The 24,615-nt window shown below is 65.7% G+C and carries 20 protein-coding genes; 9 read left to right on the top strand and 11 right to left on the bottom strand.

What is annotated here, in order from left to right:
* Positions 1–14 precede the first annotated feature (14 nt).
* The gene (locus tag ACNS84_RS01875) at positions 15–398 is read left to right on the top strand and encodes a CBS domain-containing protein (RefSeq protein WP_435073148.1); all 384 of its coding nucleotides are present in this window, start codon (positions 15–17) and stop codon (positions 396–398) included.
* A gap of 80 nt (positions 399–478) precedes the next feature.
* Positions 479–853, top strand: coding sequence for a CBS domain-containing protein (locus ACNS84_RS01870; protein WP_435073147.1), 375 nt, complete (start codon positions 479–481; stop codon positions 851–853).
* A gap of 44 nt (positions 854–897) precedes the next feature.
* Here ACNS84_RS01870 and ACNS84_RS01865 read toward each other — a convergent pair whose 3' ends face one another.
* From ACNS84_RS01865 to ACNS84_RS01825, 9 genes are all read right to left on the bottom strand, one after another.
* On the bottom strand, positions 898–2,145 hold the full coding sequence (locus ACNS84_RS01865; RefSeq protein WP_435073146.1) for an MgtC/SapB family protein: 1,248 nt from the start codon (positions 2,143–2,145) through the stop codon (positions 898–900).
* 161 nt (positions 2,146–2,306) lie between these two features.
* Complete coding sequence (gene artA, locus ACNS84_RS01860; RefSeq protein ID WP_435073145.1) at positions 2,307–3,269, bottom strand: archaeosortase A; 963 nt, start codon at positions 3,267–3,269, stop codon at positions 2,307–2,309.
* A 114-nt stretch (positions 3,270–3,383) separates the two neighbouring features.
* Positions 3,384–3,836: a transcription elongation factor Spt5 gene (locus tag ACNS84_RS01855; protein ID WP_435073144.1), complete on the bottom strand. Its 453-nt coding sequence runs from the start codon at positions 3,834–3,836 to the stop codon at positions 3,384–3,386.
* Positions 3,836–4,012 (bottom strand): protein translocase SEC61 complex subunit gamma, encoded by a 177-nt coding sequence (locus ACNS84_RS01850; protein ID WP_322531408.1) that lies wholly within the window; start codon positions 4,010–4,012, stop codon positions 3,836–3,838. Before ACNS84_RS01850 ends, ACNS84_RS01855 begins: the two co-directional genes overlap by 1 nt.
* A 115-nt stretch (positions 4,013–4,127) precedes the next feature.
* Positions 4,128–5,282, bottom strand: coding sequence for a cell division protein FtsZ (ftsZ, locus tag ACNS84_RS01845; protein ID WP_435073143.1), 1,155 nt, complete (start codon positions 5,280–5,282; stop codon positions 4,128–4,130).
* 117 nt (positions 5,283–5,399) lie between these two features.
* Entirely contained in the window at positions 5,400–6,785 is a 1,386-nt protein-coding gene (locus tag ACNS84_RS01840) for a D-aminoacyl-tRNA deacylase (RefSeq protein WP_435073142.1), read from the bottom strand.
* A gap of 95 nt (positions 6,786–6,880) precedes the next feature.
* Positions 6,881–7,831: a calcium/sodium antiporter gene (locus ACNS84_RS01835; RefSeq protein WP_435073141.1), complete on the bottom strand. Its 951-nt coding sequence runs from the start codon at positions 7,829–7,831 to the stop codon at positions 6,881–6,883.
* 100 nt (positions 7,832–7,931) lie between these two features.
* On the bottom strand, positions 7,932–8,126 hold the full coding sequence (locus ACNS84_RS01830; protein WP_435073140.1) for a DUF7333 family protein: 195 nt from the start codon (positions 8,124–8,126) through the stop codon (positions 7,932–7,934).
* Between the two features lie 137 nt (positions 8,127–8,263).
* Entirely contained in the window at positions 8,264–9,181 is a 918-nt protein-coding gene (locus tag ACNS84_RS01825; RefSeq protein ID WP_435073139.1) for a PhzF family phenazine biosynthesis protein, read from the bottom strand.
* Between the two features lie 189 nt (positions 9,182–9,370).
* Between ACNS84_RS01825 and ACNS84_RS01820 the strand changes: the two genes are divergently transcribed.
* Together ACNS84_RS01820 and ACNS84_RS01815 are read left to right on the top strand one after the other, a co-directional pair.
* Positions 9,371–10,720 (top strand): alkaline phosphatase family protein, encoded by a 1,350-nt coding sequence (locus tag ACNS84_RS01820; protein ID WP_435073138.1) that lies wholly within the window; start codon positions 9,371–9,373, stop codon positions 10,718–10,720.
* Between the two features lies 1 nt (position 10,721).
* Positions 10,722–11,294, top strand: coding sequence for a DUF7097 family protein (locus tag ACNS84_RS01815; RefSeq protein ID WP_435073137.1), 573 nt, complete (start codon positions 10,722–10,724; stop codon positions 11,292–11,294).
* Positions 11,295–11,346: 52 nt separating this feature from the next.
* On the opposite strand, the gene ACNS84_RS01810 is transcribed toward ACNS84_RS01815, so the two are convergent.
* Positions 11,347–12,087 carry a hypothetical protein gene (locus ACNS84_RS01810; protein ID WP_435073775.1) on the bottom strand — a complete coding sequence of 247 codons (741 nt, stop codon included), beginning with the start codon at positions 12,085–12,087 and terminating at the stop codon, positions 11,347–11,349.
* A 161-nt stretch (positions 12,088–12,248) separates the two neighbouring features.
* On the opposite strand from ACNS84_RS01810, the gene ACNS84_RS01805 reads away from it, so the two are divergent.
* The 5 genes from ACNS84_RS01805 (at position 12,249) to ACNS84_RS01785 (ending at position 22,984) form a co-directional block, all read left to right on the top strand.
* Complete coding sequence (locus ACNS84_RS01805; RefSeq protein WP_435073136.1) at positions 12,249–12,929, top strand: DUF6517 family protein; 681 nt, start codon at positions 12,249–12,251, stop codon at positions 12,927–12,929.
* 2,253 nt (positions 12,930–15,182) lie between these two features.
* A complete protein-coding gene (locus tag ACNS84_RS01800) occupies positions 15,183–16,310 on the top strand; it encodes a PGF-CTERM sorting domain-containing protein (protein ID WP_435073135.1) in 1,128 nt (375 codons plus the stop codon).
* 165 nt (positions 16,311–16,475) lie between these two features.
* Positions 16,476–16,643: an HEWD family protein gene (locus ACNS84_RS01795; RefSeq protein WP_435073134.1), complete on the top strand. Its 168-nt coding sequence runs from the start codon at positions 16,476–16,478 to the stop codon at positions 16,641–16,643.
* A gap of 321 nt (positions 16,644–16,964) precedes the next feature.
* Positions 16,965–21,638, top strand: a complete 4,674-nt coding sequence (gltB, locus tag ACNS84_RS01790; RefSeq protein ID WP_435073133.1) for a glutamate synthase large subunit — start codon at positions 16,965–16,967, stop codon at positions 21,636–21,638.
* Positions 21,639–21,844: 206 nt separating this feature from the next.
* Entirely contained in the window at positions 21,845–22,984 is a 1,140-nt protein-coding gene (locus ACNS84_RS01785; protein ID WP_435073132.1) for a sensor histidine kinase, read from the top strand.
* Positions 22,985–23,002: 18 nt separating this feature from the next.
* Here ACNS84_RS01785 and purH read toward each other — a convergent pair whose 3' ends face one another.
* The gene (gene purH / locus ACNS84_RS01780; protein ID WP_435073131.1) at positions 23,003–24,604 is read right to left on the bottom strand and encodes a bifunctional phosphoribosylaminoimidazolecarboxamide formyltransferase/IMP cyclohydrolase; all 1,602 of its coding nucleotides are present in this window, start codon (positions 24,602–24,604) and stop codon (positions 23,003–23,005) included.
* Between the last annotated feature and the right edge of the window lie 11 nt (positions 24,605–24,615).

The raw sequence follows: 24,615 nt of genomic DNA, 5'->3' as shown, positions 1-24,615 counted from the left end.
CGTTAGCACGTCGCATGGGAGAAGACACAGTCGAGCGGCTGATGTCGACCGAACTCGTGACGATCGCCCCGGACGCGTCCGCCGCGGACGCCGCGAAGCGCATGCTGGAGACCGGAGTGAGTTCCATCCTCGTCGTCGACGACGGACGCTTAGCGGGACTGATCACCGCGACCGACTTCGTCTCGCTCGTCCGGAAGAACGAGCCGAACGACGAGACCCCCGCGTCGGCGTTCATGACGACGGAGGTTGTCACCATCGCGCCCGACGACTCCATCGAGGAGTTCGCGGAGCCGGCAAACCGCGGGTACACCCACCTGCCGGTGGTCAACGAGGACGGTCAGTTGGTGGGGATGGTCTCGACGACCGATCTCACGGCGTACGTCTCGGAGCAACGGTGACCGCCGCGGCGACCGTCGGACGAGTCCGAGAGGGCGGCGGCACCGGAAGAATAATCAGACAGACTACCGCTTGACACAGTATGGATTTAAACGATCGAACTCGTGTCAGCGAGGTCATGTCGACGCCGCTTGAGACGATCGGGGCCGACGAGCCGCTCCGCGAGGCCGCGCGACGGATGACCGACCGCGACATCAGCGCGCTCGTGGTCACGGCGGGCAGCGGGTGTATCATCACGCAGAGCGACATCGTCGGCGCCGTCGCGGCCGGTCGGGACCTCGACGAAGCCGTCGTCCGCGACGTGATGACCGAGAACGTGGAGACGGTCACCCCCGACCTCATGATGGAGGAGGTCGCCGCGATGATGACGATGTACGGCGTCAAACACCTCCCCGTGGTCGACGACGACTACGTCGGGATGGTCTCCTCGACCGACGTGGCGGCGCACCTCTCGTAAGCGCCGTCCGACGGCTGGCAGCGGGCGAATCGTCGACCAACCGGTCAGAGCAGGAGGAGCGGTACGCCGACCGCGACCCCGATCGCGATCAACACGAGGTTCCACAGCAGTACCGGCCGGACCAGCTCACGAGCGATGCTCGCCGCGAATGCGGTCTTGACCAGGATGCTCGCGACGGTCCCGGCGACGACGCCCGCGACCGCGGTGTCGACCGTTATCTGTCCGGTGCCGAGCAGCGAGACGGCCGTCGTCGTCGCGGTCCCGGACGAGACGAGTCCCGCGAGGAACGACGTGGCGACGAAGCCGCCCGCGCCGAAGGTTCGTTCGGCGCCGGCGGAGACGAGCAACACCGCGAGGAACAGCGCGCCGAACGTCAGGGCGTTCCGGAGGCTGAACGGGGAAGTGAGGTCGGCTTCCATCGTCGTGCGCCAGTCGCTCCGCCAGACGGCGATTAGAACTCCGCCGAGCGTGACCGCGCCGAGCGGCGCGCCGACCACAAGGGCGGCCTCCGGGACGAAGGCGACGACGACCGCGGCGTTCCGGAGGGCCATGGCAGCGTTCGCCAACAGGATCGATCCGACCGCGATGTCCAGGAGGTCCGTCCGCCCCTTCGCGCGTTTGGCCATCTCAGCGACGACCGCCGTGGAGTTGACGAGGCCGCCGAAGAATCCGGTGACTGCGTAGCCGCGGCCCTGATACCGCTTCACGAGGATGTAGTTGACGAAGCCGATGCCGCTGACGGCGACGACGAGCGACCAGATGAGCCGCGGCTGCACCGCGCCCCACGGGTCGATCGTCTCGGCCGGGAGCAGCGGAAAGACGACGAACGCCAGGATCGTGAACTCCACCGCGCTGCGGACTTCCTCGCGGGAGAGCCCCCACGCGAACTGGTGAAGCTCCCGCTTCAACACGAGCAGCAGCGAGGAGAGCATCGCCACCGTCACCGCCTCGATGTAGAACGCCTGGGCGACGAGGACGCCCACGCCGTACGTGACGAGCATCGATACCGACGTGGTGAGCGAGAGCCCGTCGACGTCCGGCTCGACGAAGCTCCGAACCGCGAGCAGCACCGCGCTGGCGACTATCAGCGCCCCACCGACGAGGAGCAACCCCTGATCGTCCAGCAGCGAGAACATCGCCGCGGCGAGACTGATGAGCGCGAACGTCCGGATGCCCGCCGATTTCTGTGACCACTCCCGCTCGAGACCGAGGAACATCCCGAGGAGGGTCGCCAGCACGAGCTTCGCGACGTTCGTCTGGAGGTAACTGAGCGGGTCGATCGCGCTCAACACGAGCGGCCACCTCCCCCGGAATGCCGTCGCGGCGCCGGCTGATTCGTCGTGTGCATGGTCCGACGTTTCGCACAGCCGGCCCTATATGTTGCCATGGCCACCGCTTCGTCTGCGAGCGAACGCCGGTTCGCCGCGAGTGAGTCGGCGGTGCCGCCCCGAGCTCAGCGGTTCGTCGGCTCGCGCGGCAGGTCCAACGACTTCGTCAGATCGTGTTCCTCTCCCGTAAGCAGGTAGAGCACGTCCTCGAGGATCACCGCCAGCTCCGGCAGCTCTCGCACCGCGAGGAACGTGATCCCCACGAGCGCGACGACCGCGAGCAGTTGGCTCATGATCCGGTCGGAGATGAGGAACGAGACGCGGTACGGGTCGGTCGCGCCGAACATCGCGAGCACGAGATCCGTCTGCCACTGCATGTACTGGTTCCCCGCGACGACGGAGATGAACGTCGTCCGGAAGATGTTGAGCACGTAGATGAGCGGGATCGAGACCGCAAGCGCGCGGAGCTTCCGCGAGAGCGGCGCCTGCACCGCGGCGACGAGGCCGCCGAATATCGCCATACTCCCGAGTCCCGTACACGCCAGCACGACGTGGATCGTCACCGTGTGGCCGTCTGCGAGCGTCCACGCGTACGCCGCGTCGTACCCCTCGTAGCTCATTACGCGCTCCGGTGCGTAGCCGAGCAGGTCGATGAGGAACCCGGTCTGGGTCGCGACGGCCTCGATGAGGATCCGTCGGGGCTCCGGGAACGCCACGCCCGCGACCGAGAACGCAGGGATCGTCTCGAACGGCAGGTAGATGAACAGCATGAGCGCGATCGCCCGCGTGAGCGTGAACAGCGACGCGCGGCCGTTGTACAGCAGGTAGCCGGCGTAGGTGCAGACCGGAACGCCGACGAGCGCGAGAATCGACTCGACGTAGCTCTGGTGTTCGAACGCGAAGTACGGTACCGTCGTCAGCCAGAACAGCCCGAACAGCGCCCACGTACCCGCCGCGAGCAGGCGACCCGCCGCGAACCCGCGGCTGTCGAGGACCCACGAGACCGCGAAGAGGATCGCGACGAGCCAGGCGAACGTGAACGTGTCTGGAACCAGGCTCAGGATCGCCGGCACGCCGGGACCGAACATGTCCGAACCGTCGGTCGGCGTCAAATAAAGCCCTTGTCGTTGCCGACGATCCGTCTGGTAGCGCGGCGAGGGGTGAAAGAACGGCCGAGAAAGGAGAGAACAGCGTTCCGGCAGTCAGCGTTCGTCGGAGTCGAGCACTCGGATCTGGTCGCCCCGAACGGTGACCGGGATCGGGACGGTCGCCTCGTACAGCTCGACGGTAACCTGGTCTTTCCCCTCGTCGATTCGCTGGACGCGAGCCTTCTCGCCCTTGAACGGGCCGGCGATCAGCTCGACGATGTCGCCCTCGGCGATCCCCTCGACGTCGGGCGTCGGCGAAAGGAAGTGCTCGACCTCCGAGAAGGGGCTCTGGGCCGGTCCCTCGGAGGTCTGGATGACGCCGCGAGCGTGGGGTATTTCGTCGAGAATCCGGGCGAACACGCTGCCGTCCGTGGCCTCGACCATCACGTAGCTGGTGAGCTGGTCGGGAGCGATGACCGCCTGAATCTCGGGCATCTCCTTCTCTGCGAGCATGTCAGCGACGGTCCGCTCCTGTCTCGCGGTGGTCTTGACCGAGAAGATCGGCATCAGGCGCCGACCCCCGGCAGGAGGCTCATGATCGCGAACATCAGGAAGCCGATGAAGCCGACGAGGATGATGCCGGCACCGGCGATCTTCGACACCTGGAGGAACTCGTCGGTGCTCGGCGTGCTCGCCAGCTTCAGCACCCGAACGTAGCTGTTGAGGTCGTACGGAACGTCCATGTTAGGACCGACTTCGAGACGAGACGGTTTTTACCTTTTGATGCGGGGCGATCCCGGGTCCGCGACCGGATCCCGCGAAAAGAGCGCTACTGGGACGCGGCGCGTCGGCGGGTCGTCACTCCACGTAGTCGATGTCTTCCATCTCCGCGGCGGCCTCCTCCGGCGGCTCGCCGTTCCGGCCGTAGATCTGCGGTGACTCGACGCCGGTCACGACGATCATGGTCCGCATCTGGCCCTCCAGTTCGTCGTCGACGGAAGTACCCCAGATGATCCGCGCGTCGGGGTCGATCCGGTCGTATATCTCTTCGACGACGCCCTCCGCCTCTTCGATGGACATGTCGGTGCCACCGGTGACGTTGACCAGCGCGGAGTTCGCGCCGGAGATGTCGACGTCGAGCAGCGGCGAGCGGAGCGCGGACTTGACGGAATCCTGTGCCTTCGATTCGGAGTCGGATTCGCCGAGCCCGATCATGGCGACGCCGCCCTTCTCCATGACCGTGCGAACGTCGGCGAAGTCGAGGTTCACCAGTCCGGGCATGGTGATGAGCTCCGTGATCCCTTTCACCGAGCGCATCAGCACCTCGTCGGACACCTTGAACGCCTGTCGGACCGGGAGCTTCCCGACCGCGTCCAGCAGGCGGTCGTTCGGAACGACGATGACCGTGTCACTCACGTCGCGGAGGCGTTCGAGGCCAGCCTCGGCGTTCGTCCGGCGAACCTCACCCTCGGCGGTGAAAGGAGTCGTGACGATGGCGATGGTGAGCGCGCCCGACTCGCGGGCGGCCTTCGCGACGACCGGGGCAGACCCCGTCCCAGTGCCTCCGCCGAGCCCGGCGGTTACGAACACCATATCGGAGCCGTCGATGGCGTCATGGATCTCCTCTTGGGACTCGATCGCAGCCTCCTCGCCGACCTGTGGGAGGGAACCGGCGCCGCGCCCCTGCGTCTTCTGTTGACCCATGAGGATCTTCGTGTCGGCCTCGATGTTGACGAGGTGCTGGACGTCGGTGTTCGCGGCGACCAGCTTCGCGCCGTGGATACCTTCCTCGGTCATTCGGTTGACCGTGTTGCCGCCGGCACCGCCGCAGCCGACGACGGTGATGTTCGTCTGGAGGTCCTGAAGAACGTCCTGCAGTTCGTCGTCGGTCATCGTTCCGGACTGGGGCGGAGCACCGGCCGAGGCGTCGGTCTCGCCGGCGCCGTTCCCTCCGGCGTCGTCCGCCGGAGGTTCCTCGGCTTCATCGATGGCGTCCTCTACGATAGAATCCATTATGTGGTGGGTTGCGACCCGGACGTATTTATTTTTGCCCGATCGTCTGACGCTAGTCAGACGGTAGCAGACAGCCGCCGATGCGTCCGCGGGGCCGTCGATCGCCTCGATTGGGGCTCACCGGCCTCCGCGTTCGATCGCGACCGGGAATCGGTCGGTCTGCGACCGCGACACGTCGTCCGGTGTGACGGTCTCGCCGTCGACCTCCACCGCGTCTCCGTCCGCGAGCCGGCCGAACGCCGGCCCCTCCGACACGCCGCGGACCCTCGCGAGATCGGGGTCGAAGGCGGTTTCGCGGGCGACGACGGCGTTGTCAGTCACCTCGACCGCGTCGTAGCTCTCGGCGAGCACCGCGGCGAGTTCGGCGACGAGGTCCGCGTAGCCCGGTGAGTCCCCGCCGTCGGCGAAGGCGGCCGCCCCCGCCGCGCGGGTCCCCGCCTGTTCCGTGTCGAAGGCGACCGTATTCGCGGCCACCGCGTCACGCGTCGCCTCCGGGTCGATCCCCTGCGCCCGCGAGAGCAACTCGGCCGGGAGCTCGCGGATAGAGACCGCGTCCGGAGACGCCGGTGACACGGCCCCGAACCTGAGTCCCTCGTCGACGGTCGCGAGGTCGCTCTCAAGCCGCTCGATCAGCGGGAGCGGGCGGTCGCCGACCGCGCGGACCCACGTCTCGCTCACCACGCGGTGGCCAAGCCCCTCGACGACCGTTTCGAGGTCGGGCTTCTCGCCTTCGATCACGGCGTGCTCGGCGCGACTGCGTTCGAACGCCTGCGCGATCGTCTCGCGGTTCGCCGCCGGAGCGCCCATCTCATCGAGCGCCCAGTCGGCGCCGATATGGCCGACGGTCCAGCGGGTCTCGCGGACGATCCGAGTGAACCGCGGCGCGTAGTGACCGCCGCCGAAGCCGACGACGTGGCGGCGAGAGTCGCCGTCGACCAGATCCGGCCCGGTCCCCCGCAGGTCGAGGACCGCCCGCGCGACCGCCTCGGCCCCCTCCGGGTCCGCCCACTGCGGCTCGTCGGACCCGAGTTCGACGAACAGGGAGGGGACGGAGACGGCCGTCGGCCCGTGGTGAGTGCACTCGATACCGACGTCGTACTCCGACGGAGCGTGTGCCGCCAGCGCCTCGACGACCCGCTTTTCCGCCCCGGGCGCGGCGCTCGCGAGCGTCTCCGGCTCGCCGCCGTACGACGCCGGCCCGAAGTTTCCAGTGACGTGAGCGGTCAGGAGTTTGCCCGTCTCCCCGGCGTGTTTGGAGACGAAGACGAGGAAGTCGATGTCGGCGTCGTCCGCGCCGCCGAACGCGGCGGCCGGATCGTGCAGGTCGATATGGAGGTCCTCAAACTCGCGGAGTTCGAAGCCGTCCGCCCGGTAGTAGGCCCCGCCGCCCGCGGCATCGGGACGGCTCTCGTCCTCGCGCCGCTCCCAGTCGCCGGCGGCGAGCAGTCGCTCGCCGATGTGTACGGAGGCGCTGTCGGCCCGGCTGACGACGATCGCTATCACGGGTGTCGATCCGAACCGAGCGGCCGAATAGGCGTCGGTTGCGACCGAGAGGCGGCGTCAGTTCCGGCCGAGAGGCGGCGTGGGCCTCCGGAGCGTTACGGGAACAAGAGGTACGCGAAGAGCCCGTACCCCGCGACGAGAAGCGCCCCGTCGACACGGGATATCTCCTCGCCGCGGTACATGAGTCCGACGAGGAGGGCGGTGAACGCGAGCAGCGCGGGGAACTCGAAGCCGCGGACGCCGGCGCTCACGCCGATGGGGCGGACCACGGCAACGATGCCGAGGACGGCGAGGATGTTGTAGATGTTCGACCCGACGACGTTGCCCACGCTGAACTCCGCCTCGCCGCGGACCGCGGCGACGACGCTGGCCGCCAACTCCGGGAGCGAGGTGCCGAGCGCGAGCACCGTGAGCCCGATGAAGATGTCGGAGAATCCGGCGGCGGAGAGCAGCGACTCCCCGCCGTCGATGAGCCAGCGGGAGCCGATCAGCAGCGCGACGATACCGCCGACCACGGTGGCGACGTCGCGGACGCTCGCATCGGGCATCTTCGCGCGTTCCGCCGAAGAGATTCCGGACTGTGTCTGTTGGATACGCCGCAGGATCACGACGGTGAACGCGACGAGTGTGCCGAGCAGGATGAGCCCCCCGAGTCGGCCGATTCGACCGTTCCAGCCGAGGCCGACGAGCAGCAGCGCGGCGAGCACCATAAACGGGACCTGGCGCTCGAACACCGTATCGGAGATGTTGAGGGGACGGATTATCGCCGAGACACCCAGGACGAGTCCGATGTTGGCGATGTTCGAGCCGAGGATCGTACCGAGTCCGACGTCCGTCGACACCGTAACGGCGCCGAGCAGCGAGACGAATAGCTCGGGGGCGGTCGTCGCGAACGCGATGACGGTGACGCCGACTGTCGACGCCTTCAGCCCGACGGCGAGTGCCAGATCGCTCGCGCCCATGACGAGCAGTTCGGCGCCCGCGTACAGGAGGACGGCGCCACCGGCGAGGAGCAGCAGTTCGGTGAGCGGAGACCCGAGTAACACGGCTTCGGGTTACTGGCCGTTTTTAAAAAGCATCGTGGTTCCGACCGACGCTAACCGACGCGTCTGAGCGCGTGCGATACGCGACCGTCGTGAGGGTCGATCACGCGTGCGTCGACCGAAACTGGCCGTGTTTGACGCCGATGGCGAAGGCGATTCCCCCGAAGACGAGCATCGACGGGACGACCATCATCAGGGTGATCCGCAACGGCATCATCCCGCTTCCGATCAGCGCCGCGGCGCCGATCGCGACGATCAGTACCAGCAACGCAGCCGCGCGTGGAAGGTCGAACTCCATGGAAACGGTACGTTCTGAGGCGGCCTAAACGTTCGGCCCGCAGTCTGCGCACCCGTCGTCCGCGCGGGGCCGACGACGGCTCGGCCGCGCGCTTCGCCTCGGACGCGCCATGGACGCGCCACGGACGCGCCGCCCGTTCACACCTCGATGATGTCGTCGTCGTCGCGCTCCGCCGGCAGGGTCATCTCGCCCTCGGTGGAGACCACCGCGCGGCCGCCGACCCGAACCGCGTCGCCGTCGATCCGAACTTCGACATGCCCGGGACGGTCGAGGAAGTGCCCCTGCTCGAACCGGAGCTCCTCGGGTAGCTCGCCGTCGAACGCGTCCACGGCCCGGAGGTACGCCCCGACCGCGCCGCTCGCCGTCCCGGTCACCGGGTCCTCGGCGACGCCGACGGCGGGTGCGAACGCCCGGCCGTGGAGCGTCGAATCGGCGTCGAGCGCGTCGAAGGTGAACGCGTAGATCCCGGCGACGTCGTGCGCGTTCGAGATCGCCTCGACGGCGGCCATGTCGGGAGCGGCCTCGCCGAGCCGTTCGAGGAAGTTGACGGGGACGACGAGCCACGGGAGCCCGGTCGACGCCACGGCGACGGGGAGGTCGGCGCCGACGTCCCTGAGCGCCGCGGGGTCGATCCCGAGCGCGTCGCCGAGGCGGTCGGCGTCGAGGTCGGCCTCGTCGACGCGCTCGACCGTCGGCGGGTTCTGGCGCATCCAGACGGTCCCGTCGTCGACCCGGATCGAGAGGTCGCCGACGTTCGTCCGGAGGGTGCGCTCGCCGGAGTCGATCTCGCCGGCCGCGTACAATGCGGCGTAGCTCGCGATCGTGGCGTGCCCGCAGAGGTCGACCTCGGTCGAGGGGGTGAAGTAGCGGAGCCGCTCGTCGGCGCCGTCGCCCGCGTCGAACAGGAACGCGGTCTCCGAAGCGCCGAGCTCCGCGGCGATCTTCTGCATCCGGTCGTCGCTCAGTCCCGCGGCGTCCGGCACCACTCCGGCGACGTTCCCGGCAAGCGGTTCGTCCGTGAACGCGTCGACGAGCAGCGCGCGTCGCGTCTCCATGCGTCACCATCACGGAGCGTCCTGAAAAGGGTCCCGAGCGAGCCGCGGGTCACCGACCGTCGACTCGCTCGGCGTCGCCCGCCGCCCGCGAGACAAGAGAGGGAGGCCTCCAGTTGGGAGGTCGACTTCGGGGTCGGTCCGGTGCCAGTCGATGTCAACCCTTTTGCCCTCAACGGCGGATGTACCCCTATGGGCCTCTTCGACCGGTTGCGCGGAACCGACACCCCGCGCGTGGCGTTCATCGGGATTGACGGTCTCCCGCACGGTCTCGTCGACGACAACCCGGACAGATTCCCGACGTTGTCAGCGATCGCAGACGAGGGCGACGGCGGACCGATCGACAGCACTGTCCCCCCGGAGTCGAGCGCGTGCTGGCCCGTCCTCACCAGCGGCCGAAACCCGGGAGAGACCGGAGTGTACGGCTTTCAAGACCGCGAGATCGGATCCTACGACACGTACGTTCCGATGGGACGGGACGTCCAGGCCACCCGCGTGTGGGACCGCGCGACCGAGGCCGGCCTCGACGCGACGGTGATGAACGTCCCGGTCACGTTCCCACCCCAGCGGACGATCCAACGAATGGTGTCGGGGTACCTCTCGCCGGACGTCGACAAGGCGTCCCATCCCGAGGAGCTACGGGAGTACCTCACCGGGAGCGACTACCGGCTGTCGGTGAACGCCAAGCTCGGGCATAAGGCAGACAAGTCCGAGTTCATCGAGCACGCTCGTGAGACGCTCGACGCGCGCGCCGCCGCGTTTTCCCGGTACGTCGAGCGCGACGACTGGGACCTGTTCGTCGGCGTCTTCACGGCGCCCGACCGGATCAACCACTTCCTGTGGGGCGACTACGTGGACTCGGGACAGTACAGCGAGGACTTCCTCGAGTTCTACGCCGCGCTCGATCAGCACATCGGGGCGATCCGAGCGGCTCTCCCCGACGACGTCCGCTTGGTCGTGGGGTCGACACACGGATTCACCCGGCTCCGCTACGACGTCTACTGCAACGAGTGGCTGGAGCGGAACGGGTGGCTCTCGTACGCCGACGCCGAGGACCACAGCGCGCTGACGGACATCGACGACGACACCCGCGCGTATTCGCTTGTCCCCGGGCGGTTCTACCTCAACCTGGAGGGTCGCGAGCCCGAGGGAGTCGTCCCCGAGTCGGAGTACGAGTCGGTGCGCGCGGAGCTGCAGGCAGCTCTCGAAACGTGGGAGGGTCCCGACGGGAAGCCGGTCGCGAAGCGGGTCGTCGAGCGCGAGACCGTCTTCAGGGGCGACCACGACGAGATCGCCCCCGACCTCGTCGTCATCCCGAACGAAGGGTTCGACCTCAAATCCGGCTTCCGCCAGCACGAGTCGGTGTTCGACCCGAACGGCCCGCGGACCGGCATGCACACGTTCGAGGACGCTGCCCTGTTCATCGATCACCCGGACGCGAACATCGAGGACGCCGACCTCCTCGACATCGCACCGACTCTCCTGCGGCTGCTCGACGTCAAGTACGGCCGGACCGACCTCGACGGCGCGAGCCTGATCTGAGATGGAACGGACGCCGGACGGTACCCCGGTCGGCGTCGACGATCCGTATGCGGTCGCTGGCGTCTGCGATCACCTGACCGACGACGGTCGGTGCCGGTTCGCGCTGACGCGCGCCGGCGACGACCCCGGGTTCGCCGCGGCCCGCCGCGTCGACGGCTACGCCTGTCACGTCGGCCCCGACGACGCGTGGCGGCGGTGTCCGCACTACCGCTCGACGACCACCGGCCGCGAGTGTCACCGCTGCGGCCTCGAGGAGGTCCGCATCGCCCACGACGACGCCCGACCGTTAGTGGAGGAACACCACCTCTCGTACGGCCGCGCGAGCGGCGAGGACGACGTCGATGAGACGGCGGACGCCGGCGACGCCGATGAGGCGGCGGACGCCGGCCCCCACGAGATCACGGTCGCGCTGTGTCGCTGGTGTCACACGAAGGTCCACAAGTCGTTCGCTCGGATCGACGACGCCGCGAATCCCGATCCCGAAGCGATCGCGGAGCGGGAAAGCCGTCTGAGCAAGGAACAGTCGGAGTCCGCGTTCGAGACGGCCAGCGAACGGTTCGACGTATCAGAGTAACGCGGCCACATCGTCACCGGTGGCGTCGCCCGCGTCGACGAGCAATATCGTCTCAGGCGTCGGGCTGCGGGCGGATCAGGTCTGCGAGAGAGACGAGCACGCCGAGGAACCAGCCGAGCGGGATGGAGATGCCGAGCCACATTAGGACGTAGCCGAGCCCGGCGACGCCCCACTGCTCGCCGAACGTCTCCAGGTCGAAAGCGCCCCGGAGCGTCTCGTTGATCCCGCCGACGGCGAGGAACGTGTCGAGGATCCACCGAGCGAGGTCGTAGCTCGGGTCGATCACCAACGTCGAGATGGCGGGTGTGAGCAGCCCGGCGACGACCGGCGGGAGGAATATCGCGGTCATCGCGAACGGGTACGCGAGGAGGACGCTGACGAACCGACCCCCGACCTTCGAGAAACCGGCGGCCGCGCCCGCGGAAACGACAGCCACGACGCTGGCCCCGCCGATCCCGAGCATCACCTCTGTCGGGAGTTGGAAGTGGGCGAGGAGAGTGAGCGAGCCCCAGACGACCGTCGCGACGATGACGGCCCCGACCACGCCGAAGCGCGCGACCGCCGAGTCCAGTTTCGTGGCGTAGAATCGCGTGGCGAACCCGACGAGCAGGAGCGGGTACGCGACCGCGACAAGGGGCCCGCCGAGTACCGCCCAGAGGTAGTACCCGGCCTTCTGGACGACGGTCTCCGGTTTCCACTTTCCCAGCACTGCGCTCGGATCGAGCTGGCGCGGGAAGAGGACCTCCATCCACGTCTCGTGGAGTCGAACCACGTCAAGGAGGAGCGCTTCCACCAGCCCAATCTGTCCTCGGCGTTCCATTTAGCTCATTTCGCACACGCCCCACCGTGAACTTTGTGCCTTCGTTCGCGAAACTGACACCACGCACCGCCGATTATCACGCGGGATTCCCCGGGGCGACACAGTTAAACGTTATAGCGTGCCTAACACCTCTCATGCACAGACGTGGACTGCTCGCGGCGATCGCCGCATCAGCGTCCGTCGCCGTGGCTGGGTGCGCTGGGGGAGAGAACGGGAGCTACGAGTTCGACGCCAGCCCAGCCCGCGTTCCTGCAGAGGCGGCCTCAGCGGCCGGGTACGAGGGCGAGGAGCCGCAGTCGTTCATCATCGAAGAGGAGTTCGACGTGGCGGGTGTGAACGCTAAGGTCTCGGCGACGACCTGGGTGGCCGGGTACGAGAACCAAGACAACGGTTCGGCGCTGTTCGTGGCGAGCACGCCCGACGCGCCGGTAGGGGGACAGTCGGTTAATCCCCTCGTTCGCGCCGATGACGTGGAGCTGATCCGGCGGCTGTTAGAGCAGGTCGACCAGCGCGGGATTGGCGGGGAAGGCACCGAGATACAGGCCGACGAGATCGAGAGCCGCGGGTCGGAGACGCGGACCATCCTCGGCAAGGAAACCGAGGTATCGATACTCGAAACGACTATCGACGCGCAGGTCAACGTCGGCGAGAACCAGAGCGGCAGCGTCGAGGACGTTCCCGTGCTGCTCTACGTGGCGACGGTAAAACACGAGGAGGACGTGATCGCACTCGTTGGTGCCCACCCGACGCCGGTCGACGCCGGCGACGACATTCTCTCGCTGATGGAACAGACCGAACACTCGTCTTCTGCCTGAAGTCTCTGACGCTCGTTTCTCTCGGCTTTACAGTCCGCGCAGTAACTGCTTATATTTCGTAACTGACGGGTGGGTGACCGGCGACGTTTACGCAAGTAGAAGCTTCTTCGTCCGTTAATCCTTTAATAAACAATCAACCGAGTGATTGTGTCCCACGATGCGAGGCAGTGGCGAGGTAGCGAGTGCGTCGGACACCACTGTGAGTGTTCCTCCTAGCCGCTGCTCTACTTAACGTGGCCCGTCACGATGGATCGAAAAAATTCAATTTGGAATGGGTTAGCAGTTATTCTTAGTATTATTCTGTTCAGCTCTGTTATTACATCAGGATTAGCCGGAGCGTCTGTAGGATCCAACGGGAACCAAGAATATTATATCAACGAGGCAGGAGACCCTGAAGATATTCTATCATTTGAGACAACTCATAACATTTCAAATATAGAAGTTAGCACGAGTGGAACAGAAACTAATAATAAAAATATAACTCTGTTTCTGAGTCTTGCCGATTTAGAGAAAGCGGGTGTAAACGTTTCAGAAGTTAATATTCGAAATTCAGACGTTGTGAACGGCGATATAAAAGACTCGAAATTAATTACGTACAATCAAAGTCGTGTCCTTGCGGTACAGGTTAAACACCAAAATAGAAGCAATCCAGTTCAATTCAACTCAGTACAAGTTGCAGGTATAAACTCATCAGCAGCTAAAATGGAAGAAGGTTTGCAGTATGAAGTTGGTGTCGTCAGTCAGGACTCAACAAGAACATATGAGGAGTTAAAAGGAGAGAATCTCACAAAAAAGTCTAAAGAATTTCAATACTTGGATGGCTCGATGACGATTCCAGACCAAGCGACCGTCTCTACTAACTTTGAGAAAGATAGTAGGACTGAATCCGGAATTACAATTAACAATCTCAGATCAAATGTTAATTCCTCGGTCATTATTACTGATAAAGAAGACGGAGAAATAGTCGGATATCGCTCGCAGACTGCACAGGAAATGAGTGGAGATCACGTGACATCACTTAACACGTCCAATTTAGGTGGAAAGTTTGGCGCATATCTGATACCCGAGCAAGAAATAGATGATGACGAAAAAGAAGTTGGGTCAGACCTATCTGTCGAATTAAAAGAATCCGCTATTGATAAAGAAATGTTCCAAGTGTATCTAGGAACTATTGAGTTAGAAAATCAGGAATATGATCCGGCAGAGGCTACAGAAGTTACGGTGGCAAGAGCGGAAGTGCGAGATACATATGGAATGCAAACTCCATATATTGTGTCTATTCAACCATTGACTACTGATGGTGAGATTGCATATGAAGAATATGTAGGGTATTCAGATGTCCTAACGGGGGCACATGATGAGTTATCAGTGCCAATTAAAGATGCAGATGGAGAAGCGAGTAGGATTAGGCATACCAATCGATACATAGCAACGATTCGCCTGGCAAAGGGTCAAGATTCTGGTGAGCCTGTGAATTTAAAATCGACCAAGAAGTTAGTGAATTCCGATGTATCAGATCATTTTGTAGACGGAGACGTGTCTGACAGCGCAGAAATTAACATCTCAAATGTGCCTACAAGCGTAAATACTAGCGATGCATTTGATTATCACTATAATAATTCGGAATACGAAGGGAGTACAATATACTCTGGTAGTCTAGTCGCATTTGAGGATAATTCAACAGCTACAGACCGTGTCGAATTGCATAAAGAACGACCAAACAATGAACCCATGATTGTTGGAGTGGGTTCTTCTGTTGACGGGGTGGACAAAGTAGTGTTCAACACTACTGGCTTAGCAACAGGAAATTATTCACTGTCTGGAGATGGTGTGAACGGAGATGGACAATTCAGTCTAGTCGGAAAAAACGATAAAACTGCAAGTCTCAGGGGGATAGATGCTACTGTCGAAATCGGAAAACAATCCGAGTATCTGCTACATCACAATGTCTCTAGAGTGACGATCAAAGTCATCGATTCAGATACAAATCAAACATTTGCAACTGCTAATCTCTCCACACCTGCCCCTGGACGCACTTCGATCAGCGTTAACACGTATGCGCTCGGCAACGAATCGCTAACGGACAGCGTCATCGCCACGGGGCCGGGCGCGACAGTCGAATCGGTCAACACATCTCTGTCAAACGGTACGCTGTCGCCCGGGACGTATCGGCTCGCCATCCGCTCCGAGGAGGGACTCGCCGCGACGTCTGACGAAGCGACCGTCACGGTCGGAAATCGATCGACAAATGAGATGCTCGTGTACACGACGACCGATCTCACTCGGGACGACTTGGGTACCTCCCGCGCGGTGCGACAGGCGATTGCGGACGGAACGCTCTCTCGGACCGAGACCGTTCGTGAGAACGAGACCGTGGTGTACGCGGTGAACGCCACCGGACTGACCGGACTACCGGCGGCGCGGAACGCAACGGTCGAGACCGGAAGCGACCTCGCCGAACTGGACGGGCTCGCGTTCGACGTGCGGTCGAGCGGATCGACGCTCGCGACGGGGACAGAGTCGGTACCGTCGAACTCGACCGTTGCCCTCCACGACGGCGGGCTGTTCGTCGTCAGCAACGGGAGCGACGCCTTCGCGACGGACGAGACGCCGACGGACGGGGAGGCGTTCACCGCGGAGTTCCGCGTCGAGGACGAACGGCTCCGTGCGGCCGCTTCGGACGCCGAGAGCGACCACGAGGCGTCGGCGACGATAACGTTCGACGGGTCGGAATCGTCCGGGGACGATAGCGGAACGTCCGACGGCGGCAACTCGCTCGGCGATAGTGGCGGAGGCGGCGCCGGGGACGGCGCAACCGGCGGATCGGGAGTCGGCGGCGCTGACCGATCGACCGACGGCGACTCCGACGCGTCAACGACGGGAGACGCATCGTCGGCCGGGTCTGCGGCCGAAGGGGCGCGAGGTCGCAACGACGACCGCGTCGGACCGGGGTTCGGACGCATGGGGGCTCGCGGCGAAATACGACCGGTCGCGGACGTCCGCGGCGTCGCGGGCGACGAGCCCGTCGTCACCCCCGCAGGCGCCCCGACCCAATCAGGTCGGCCTCCGGCGAGTGGCGATCGGTCCGAAAGCGATGCCGAGTCGGCCCGCGACGGTCCGCCGAGCGGCGCTCCGGAGACGGACGGGTCTACGGCCGACGAGACCGGACCGGCGTCGGCGAGCGGTGGGACAAACGCGTCCGGCTCGACCGAAGGGTCGGAGACGAGGGGCGACGGGACGGACGCGGGGCCGCCAACGCCGAGTTACGACGACGCACCGATCCGGGCGACCGCCGAGGACGTGCCTGGGTTCGGCCCGCTGGCGACGGTGATCGCGCTCGTCCTCGTCGGACGCCTCGGTGCGCGGCGGCGCGAGTCGTGAGGAGAGACGGGAGCGTGAGGTGCGAGGAGCGATGATGACAGGCGGTACGGGAAGCAATCGTGAGGCCGATGCGGGAAGCGATCGTGAGGGCGAGACGGGACGCGATCGTGAGGGCGAGGCGGACCCGGCGATATCCTTTTGCTGGGCCGCCCCCTTTATCCACGCATGAGCGTGACCATCACCCCGCCACGAGAGCGTGAGTGCGAGCTGTGTGGTCGCCGTGAGCAGTGGAACGACGAGACCACCGGGTGGCAGATCGACGACGAGCCGGGTGAGATCCACTGTATCCACGAGTGGGACATCAACGGCTCGTTCATGCCGTTTACTGAGTGAGCCTCCGTCGTAACTAGTTGACAGACGAGTCGGAACAGCGACCGCGGTAATCATGACAGCCCCGAGACCGTCCCGTCGGACGCCCCACCACCCAGCTTAACAAAATCGCTACGGTCGGCACGATACGAGTGCATATCAACAACAGTTTTGCGAGTCACGATCCGGTTCAAACTAAATCCGATCAAAAAGTGATCGTGTGACACACCCATTGGGAGGTAGGAACCCCTGATGAATAATTACCTTATATTCCCTAATGTGTGTACGAGGGATCCTACCCGTATCAGGGTCATACCTTTAAGCAATCACTCGTGAGTGAATTCTATGACCGAGCCACGTAGTGACACCCGGGGGGACGCGGATCCCTCGGGTCAGGACGGGGGACTCGCGGCGGTATCGGACGAGCGGTCGAACTGCGGGATTGGCGGCATCGTCGACCTCGACGGGGAACCGAACCACGAGACGGTGACTGACGCGGTCCGACTGCTGGAGAATCTCGAACACCGCGGAACCACGGGCGCCGAAGAGAACACCGGCGACGGCGCCGGTATCATGGTTGCGCGCCCGGACGACTTCTTCGACGACGTGGTCGACGCCGACCTGCCGGACGAGTACGCGGTCGGCTCCGTCTTCATGCCGACCGAGCAGAGCGTACAGGCAGAGATCCACGACGTCATCGCGGAGGTGTTCTCCGTCTACGGGCTGGAGGTGCTGGCGTGGCGCTCCGTCCCGACGGACAACGCCGACCTCGGCGCGACCGCGCTCGACTCCGAGCCGGAGGTCGCCCAACTGTTCGCCGCACCGGTCGAGGGCGCCGGCCTCGCCGAGCGGTTCACCAGCGAGGAGACGCGCCCGGACGACGCCGACCCGGAACTGCTCGGCTTCGACCGCGCGCTGTACGCGGCCCGGCGTGAGATCGAGAACGCGGTCGGCGACGTCGACGGCGCCGGCCGGTTCTACGTCTGCTCGCTCGACCGCCAGCGCGTCGTATACAAGGGTCTGCTGAAGGGCTCGCAGCTCGCCGGCTACTACCCCGACCTAACCGACGAGCGCTTCGCGAGCCACGTCGCCCTGGTTCACGCGCGGTTCTCGACGAACACGCTCGGCGCGTGGCACCTCGCTCACCCGTACCGAAACATCGTCCACAACGGCGAGTTCAACACGATCCGCGGAAACGTCAACTGGATGCGCGCCCGCGAGAACGACCTCGACCACCCGTCGTTCGGCGCCGAACTCGACACGATCAAGCCGGTGATCGACGACCCGAACCAGTCGGACACCGCGAGCGTCGACAACGCGGTCGAACTCCTCCTCCAGGCCGGCCGCGACCTCCCGCACACCCTCCGGATGCTGATCCCGGAGGCGTTCCGCGACGACGACCTGATGGACGCGGCCCGAACCGACTTCTACGACTACCACGCCTCGCTCGTCGAGCCGTGGGACGGCCCCGCCTTGGTCATCGGCTTCGATGGCGACCGCGTCGCAGGCGTCCTCGACCGTAACGGGCTCCGTCCGTGCCGGTACGAGGTGACCGACGAGAACCGGCTCATCGTCGGGAGCGAGGTCGGCGCGCTGCCGACCGACCCCGCCGAGGTGCAGCGCCGCGGCCGGCTCCAGCCCGGCGAGATATTCGTCGCTGACCCCGAAGAGGGTCGTATCGTCCCGGACGAGGAGGTGTTCGCCGAACTCACCGACGAGAAGTACGGCGAGTGGGTCGACAAGGGACAGGTCAACCTCGACGACGTCGCGGGAGCGGTCGACGTCGACACAGAAACAGCGTCATCCACCGAGATCGACGGAGACGAGGAGGACGAAGAGAGCGAGGAGGACTTGACAGTCCGGTCGCACCAGGCCGCGTTCGGCTACACAACCGACTCGCTGAACCACCTCGTCGAGCCGATGGCGAAGGAGGGGAAAGATCCGGTCGGCTCGATGGGCGACGACACGCCGCTCTCGGTGCTCGCCGACATCGACCGCCCGCTGTTCACCTACTTCAAACAGCTGTTCGCGCAGGTGTCGAACCCGCCGATCGACTACATCCGCGAGGAGCTCGTCACCTCGCTGGAGACCCGGATGGGGAACCAGCGGAACCTGCTCGACGAGACCGCCGAACACGCCGAGCAGATCGTCTCGGACTCGCCGATACTCACCGACGCCGAGATGGCGGCGTTGAAGGGACTCGATGGCGAGCCCGTCGACGGCGACGGACCGGCGTTCGACTCGGTGACGGTCGACGTGACGTACGACCGCGGCGGGTCGCTCGTCGACGCCGTGACGCAGATCCGCAGGGAGTCAGCAGCCGCCATCGAGGACGGCGCCGACGTGGTCGTGCTCTCCGACCGCGCGGTCGGCCCGGACCGGCTCGCGGTCCCGAGCCTGCTCGCGACCGGGGCGGTGCACCACCACCTCGTCCGCAACGGCCTGCGAAACCGCGCCGGACTCGTGATCGAGTCGGGCGAGCCGCACGAGGTCCATCATATCGCCACACTGGTCGGCTACGGCGCCGACGCGATCGATCCGTACCTCGCGTACGACTCCATCGCCGACGTCGTGGCAGGCCCCGACGGCGCCGACGAGGGTGAGGCGCTCGCGGCGTACCGCGGGGCCCTCGAGGACGGGCTCCTCAAGACGATGGCGAAGATGGGCATCTCGACGATGGAGTCGTACCAGGGCGCTCAGATATTCGAGGCCGTGGGACTCTCCTCCGACTTCGTCGGCGAGTACTTCGAGGGGACCGAGATCCGCACCGAAGGGATCGGGATCGGGGAGATCGAAGACGACCTCCGGACGCGCCACGCGATGGCGTTCGGCGCCGACCCCGAACTCGAGACCACGGGCGAGTACGAACACCGCTCGTCGGGGATCAAGCACGGCTGGAACCCGCAGACGGTCGGAACGCTCCAGCAGGCGGTCCGGGGCGGCGACTACGAGCAGTACCAAGAGTTCGCGGAGATAGTGAACGACGAGTCCGAGAAGCTTCAGACACTCCGCGGCCTCCTCGAGTTCGAGTCCGACCGCGACCCGGTTCCGATCGACGAGGTCGAACCGGTCGAGTCGATCGTCGAGCGCTTCTCCACGGCGGCGATGAGCCTCGGGAGCATCTCGCCGGAGGCCCACGAGAACAACGCGATGGCGATGAACCGGATCGGCGCGAAGTCGAACACCGGCGAGGGCGGCGAGCCCCCGGAGCGGTTCGGCACCGAGAAGGAGTGTAACGTCAAGCAGGTTGCCTCCGGCCGGTTCGGCGTCACCGCCGAGTACCTCGCGAGCGCCGACGAGCTCCAGATCAAGATGGCGCAGGGGTCCAAGCCCGGCGAGGGCGGTCACCTCCCCGGCGAGAAGGTCAACGAGATGATCGCGCACGTCCGGTGCTCGACGCCGGGCGTCGGGCTCATCTCGCCGCCGCCGCAACACGACATCTACTCGATAGAGGACCTCAAGCAGCTCATCTTCGACCTGAAGGCTGCGAGCCCCGACGCTGACGTCAACGTGAAGCTGGTCTCCGAGGCCGGTATCGGCACCATCGCGGCCGGCGTCGCGAAGGCGAACGCTGACGTCGTCCACGTCTCCGGCCACGACGGCGGGACGGGCGCGTCCCCGAAGACGTCGATCAAGAACGCGGGGCTTCCGTGGGAGCTCGGCCTCGCCGAGGCGAACCAGATGCTCCGCGCGACCGGCCTGCGCGACCGCATCCGCGTCACGGCCGACGGCGGACTCAAGACCGGTCGCGACGTCGCCGTCGCCGCCGCGCTCGGCGCCGAGGAGTACGTGTTCGGGACCGCGTCGCTCGTCACTGCCGGCTGCGTGATGGCACGGCAGTGCCACGAGAACACCTGTCCGGTCGGCGTCGCGACCCAACGCGAGGACCTCCGGCAGCGCTTCCCCGGCCAGCCGGACCACGTTATCAACTACATGACGTTCATCGCCCAGGAGCTCCGCGAGCTCATGGCCGAACTCGGCTACTCCGAGGTCGAGGAGTTCATCGGGCGCCCCGAACTGCTCACCCAGCGCGAGACGGACCACGAGAAGGCGAAGCACCTCGACCTGTCGGCGGTGATCGCCGACCCCGCGGGCGACGCCCGGACGAAGACCCGCGAGCAGGAGGACGCCGACATCGAAGCCCTGCTCGACTGGGACCTCATCGACGAGGCGGCCCCGGCCATCGAGGACGGCGCGCCCGTCGCGCTCACCCGCGACGTGGAGAACGTCGACCGCGCGGTCGGCGCGACGCTTTCGAACCGCGTCGTCTCCGAACACGGCGGTGACGGACTCCCGGACGACACCATCAGCTGCCGGTTCGACGGATACGCGGGACAGAGCTTCGGCGCGTTCCTCGCGCCGGGGATAACCCTCGAGTTGACCGGCGCGGCGAACGACTACCTCGGGAAGGGGCTCTCCGGCGGCCGAATCGTGGTCAACACGCCCGAGGAGGCCGGCTACGACCCCGCCGAGAACGTCGTCGCCGGGAACGTCGGGCTGTACGGGGCCACCGAGGGCGAGGTGTACGTCAACGGCGTCGCCGGCGAGCGGTTCGGCGTCCGCAACTCCGGCGTCAAGGCAGTTGTCGAAGGCGTGGGCGACCACGGCTGCGAGTACATGACCGGCGGTATCGTCGCCGTGCTCGGCGACACGGGTCGGAACTTCGCGGCCGGGATGTCCGGCGGCGTCACCTACGTGTACGACCCCGACGACCGGCTCGACGCCCGCGTGAACCACGGGATGGTGTCGGTCTCCGAGACCCTCGACGAGTCCGACGAGCGAGTGCTGCGCCGGCTCGTGGAGAACCACCGCGCGTACACGGGAAGCGACCGCGCGGCCGAACTGCTCGACGACTGGACGGCGGCGCTCGACGACTTCGTCCGGGTCTTCCCCGACGCGTACGCGGAAGTCATCGCCGAGGGCAAGGGCGCCGACGTGCGCGACGAGCCGCCGGCGCCGGCCGAGGCCGTTCCGGGCGCCGCGGGCGACCCGACCGGGCAGGCCTCGAGCGACGACTGACGCGGGAAACTACGTTCGCGGCCATTCCGATTGCGTCCGTCTGTGTGCTCGATTCGATTTGTCGGTCGGATCGACCGAACCGCTGGACCGCTCCGATCTCGATCGTCGGTACCATCCTGTTTAATGTCGTGGGAGACCCTGGTAGAGCATCGCAGTCGTGATCGACGATGAGAAATAGAGTATCCGAGGGTGACGCCCTCCACCGAATGTACCGGATCACGGCCGATCAGGAGCGGTCGTTCGAGGAGAAGCTTCCGGACCTGCTGGACTTGGGGCGCTCATACCTAGACGTGGAGGCCGGCTTCCTCACCGAGATCGATGACGAGACACAGATGATAGTGGACGCTCGCGGCGACAACGAGCTGCTGCAGTCCGGTCAGAGCTGCCCGCTGTCGAAGGCGTACTGCAGGCGGACTATCGACCTCGATGGCGCCCTCACGGTCCAACACGCCCGCGTGGAAGGGTGGGAAGACGACGCCGCCTACGAGGAGTTCGGGCTGGAGGCGTACATCGGCGCGAAGGTCGTTGTCAACCGCGAGGTGTACGGCACCTTCTGTTTCGCGGACACCGAGGCGCGGGACCGCCCCTTCTCGGAGAACGAGGAGACGTTCGTGGAGTTGCTGGCCCAGTGGGTGGGCTACGAGCTGTTCCATAAGCAGGCGACTGAACGGATGCAGCGACAGCGCGATCAGCTACAGGAGTTCTCCCGCGTCGTCTCTCACGACATCCGAAACCCGCTCGGGATCGTCGACGGGTACCTCGACATAGCGGAGGAAACCGGCGATCCGGAGTACTTCAAGCGATGCCGGGACGCGGTCGATCGGATGGAATCGCTGATCGACGACCTCCTCTTTCTCACTCGCGAGGGCCAGACGATCGGCGGGCGAGAGGAGATCGATCTCGGTGCGCTCGCCCGTGAGTCTTGGTCGTTCGTGGACGCCGAGACGGCGACGCTGTCGGTCGACACCACCCGCGTCGCGCTCGGCGACTGGAGCCGTCTCCAGCAGGTGTTCGAGAACCTGTTCAGAAATGCGGTCGATCACGGCGGTGCCGACGTAACGGTCCGAGTCGGCGACCTGCCGGACGGAACGGGGATCTACGTCGAGGACGACGGGGAAGGGATCCCCGAGGCCGAGCGCGACGACGTGTTCGTCGACGGCTACAGCACCGAGACGTCCGGCACTGGACTGGGGCTCACGATCATCCAGCAGGTCGTGGCGGCGCACGGCTGGGACATCGCCGTGACCGAGAGCGCAGCGGGCGGAGCGCGGTTCGAGATCGCCGGTATCGGCGCCGTCGAGTCGGAGGCAAGCGCCGTCAAGCCGGGAACGGGCAGCGGCGAGTAGCCGGCAGGGAACTCCGGCTCAGTCGTGGCGGAAGCAGCGAAATCCGGTGAATGCCATCGCCATGTCGTGCTCGTTGGCGGCGGCGATCACGTCCTCGTCGTTGACTGAGCCGCCGGGCTGGATCACGGCCTCGATCCCCGCCTCGGCGGCCTCTTCGATGGCGTCCGGGAACGGGAAGAACGCGTCCGAGGCCATCACGGCTCCCTCGGCGGACTTCCCCTCGGCGTCCTTCTCTGCTTTCATCGCCGCGAGCGTCACGGCGTCGACGCGGGAGACCTGCCCCATGCCGACTCCGACCGTCTCGGTCCCCGTGGCGAACAGGATGCCGTTAGATTTGACGTGTTTGAGCGTCTTCCACGCGAACGTCATCGTCTCCAACTGATCGTCGGTGGGCTCCCGCTCGGTGACGACCTCGAGGTCCGCGGCAGTCGGCGACTGGAGGTCGCGCTCTTGCACGAGGCGGCCGCCAACGATCGGTTTCTCGGTGAACCGCTCCGCGAAACGATTCTCGCCCTCGCCGAGCGTGCCGACGTCGAGCACGCGCAGGTTCTTCTTCTCGCGGAGCACGTCGAGCGCGCTGTCGGTGTAGCCGGGCGCGACGACGACCTCCTTGAACGAGTCGGCGACCGCGGTCGCGGTGTCGGCGTCGCACTCGCGGTTGAGCGCGACGATACCGCCGAACGCCGACTTCGCGTCGGTCCGGAGCGCCCGGTCGTACGCGTCGGCGAGCGCGTCGCCCGTCGCGCAGCCGGCGGGGTTAGTGTGCTTGATCACGGCGGCCGCGGGCTCGTCGAACTCCTTCACGAGGTTCAGAGCGGCGTCGGCGTCGTTGTAGTTGTTGTACCCCATCCCCTTCGCGCCGGGGTTCAGCTGGTCGGCGCCGACGACGCTCGCCTCCTCGCAGCCGTCGTCCGCGTAGAGCGCCGCGTCCTGGTGCGGGTTCTCGCCGTACCGCAGCGTCTCGGCGCGCTCCTCGGAGACGAAGCGTCGCTCGGGGAAATCGCCGCCGGCGTCCCCCTCGACGGTGACGCCGGTCGGCTCGCCGCCCTCGCGCTCGACCGTCACGCGACCCTCGGCGAACCACCGGACCGCTCGCGGGTACGCGGTGAACTCCGCGTCGTGGAGGACCCGTCCTTTGAGCGACTCCGCGTCGTCGTCAGCGTAAACGGGGACCGGCTCCTGCGTGACGATCGGCCCGTCGTCGACGACGTCGGTGACGACGTGGACGGTACAGCCGGTCGTCCGAACGCCGGCGTCGAGCACCTGCTCGTGGGCGTCCATGCCGGGGAACGCCGGGAGCAGCGAGGGGTGGACGTTCAGCGTCGTAGGCGCCGCGTCGAGGAACTCGTCGGTGAGCACCCGCATGTAGCCGTCGAGACAGACGAGATCGAAGTCGTAGTCGGCGAGCCGGTCGAGGATCCGGCTCTCGTGGGACGCGCGCGACTCGTCCTCGTCGCGCTCGACGACCTCGGTCGGGATCCGGCGCTCCGTCGCCGCCTCCAACACGGGCGCCTGCTCCCGGTTCGTCAGGACGACCGACAGCTCCGCGCCGCCCGGCGCGACGTCGGCGATGTGTCTGAGGTTCCGTCCCCGGTTGCTCGCGAGTCCGGCGATCTTCATACGCGGACGGT

This window comes from Halorubrum wangae (assembly GCF_051194135.1).
Taxonomy (GTDB): domain Archaea; phylum Halobacteriota; class Halobacteria; order Halobacteriales; family Haloferacaceae; genus Halorubrum.
This window is presented reverse-complemented; position numbering and strand designations above follow the sequence as displayed.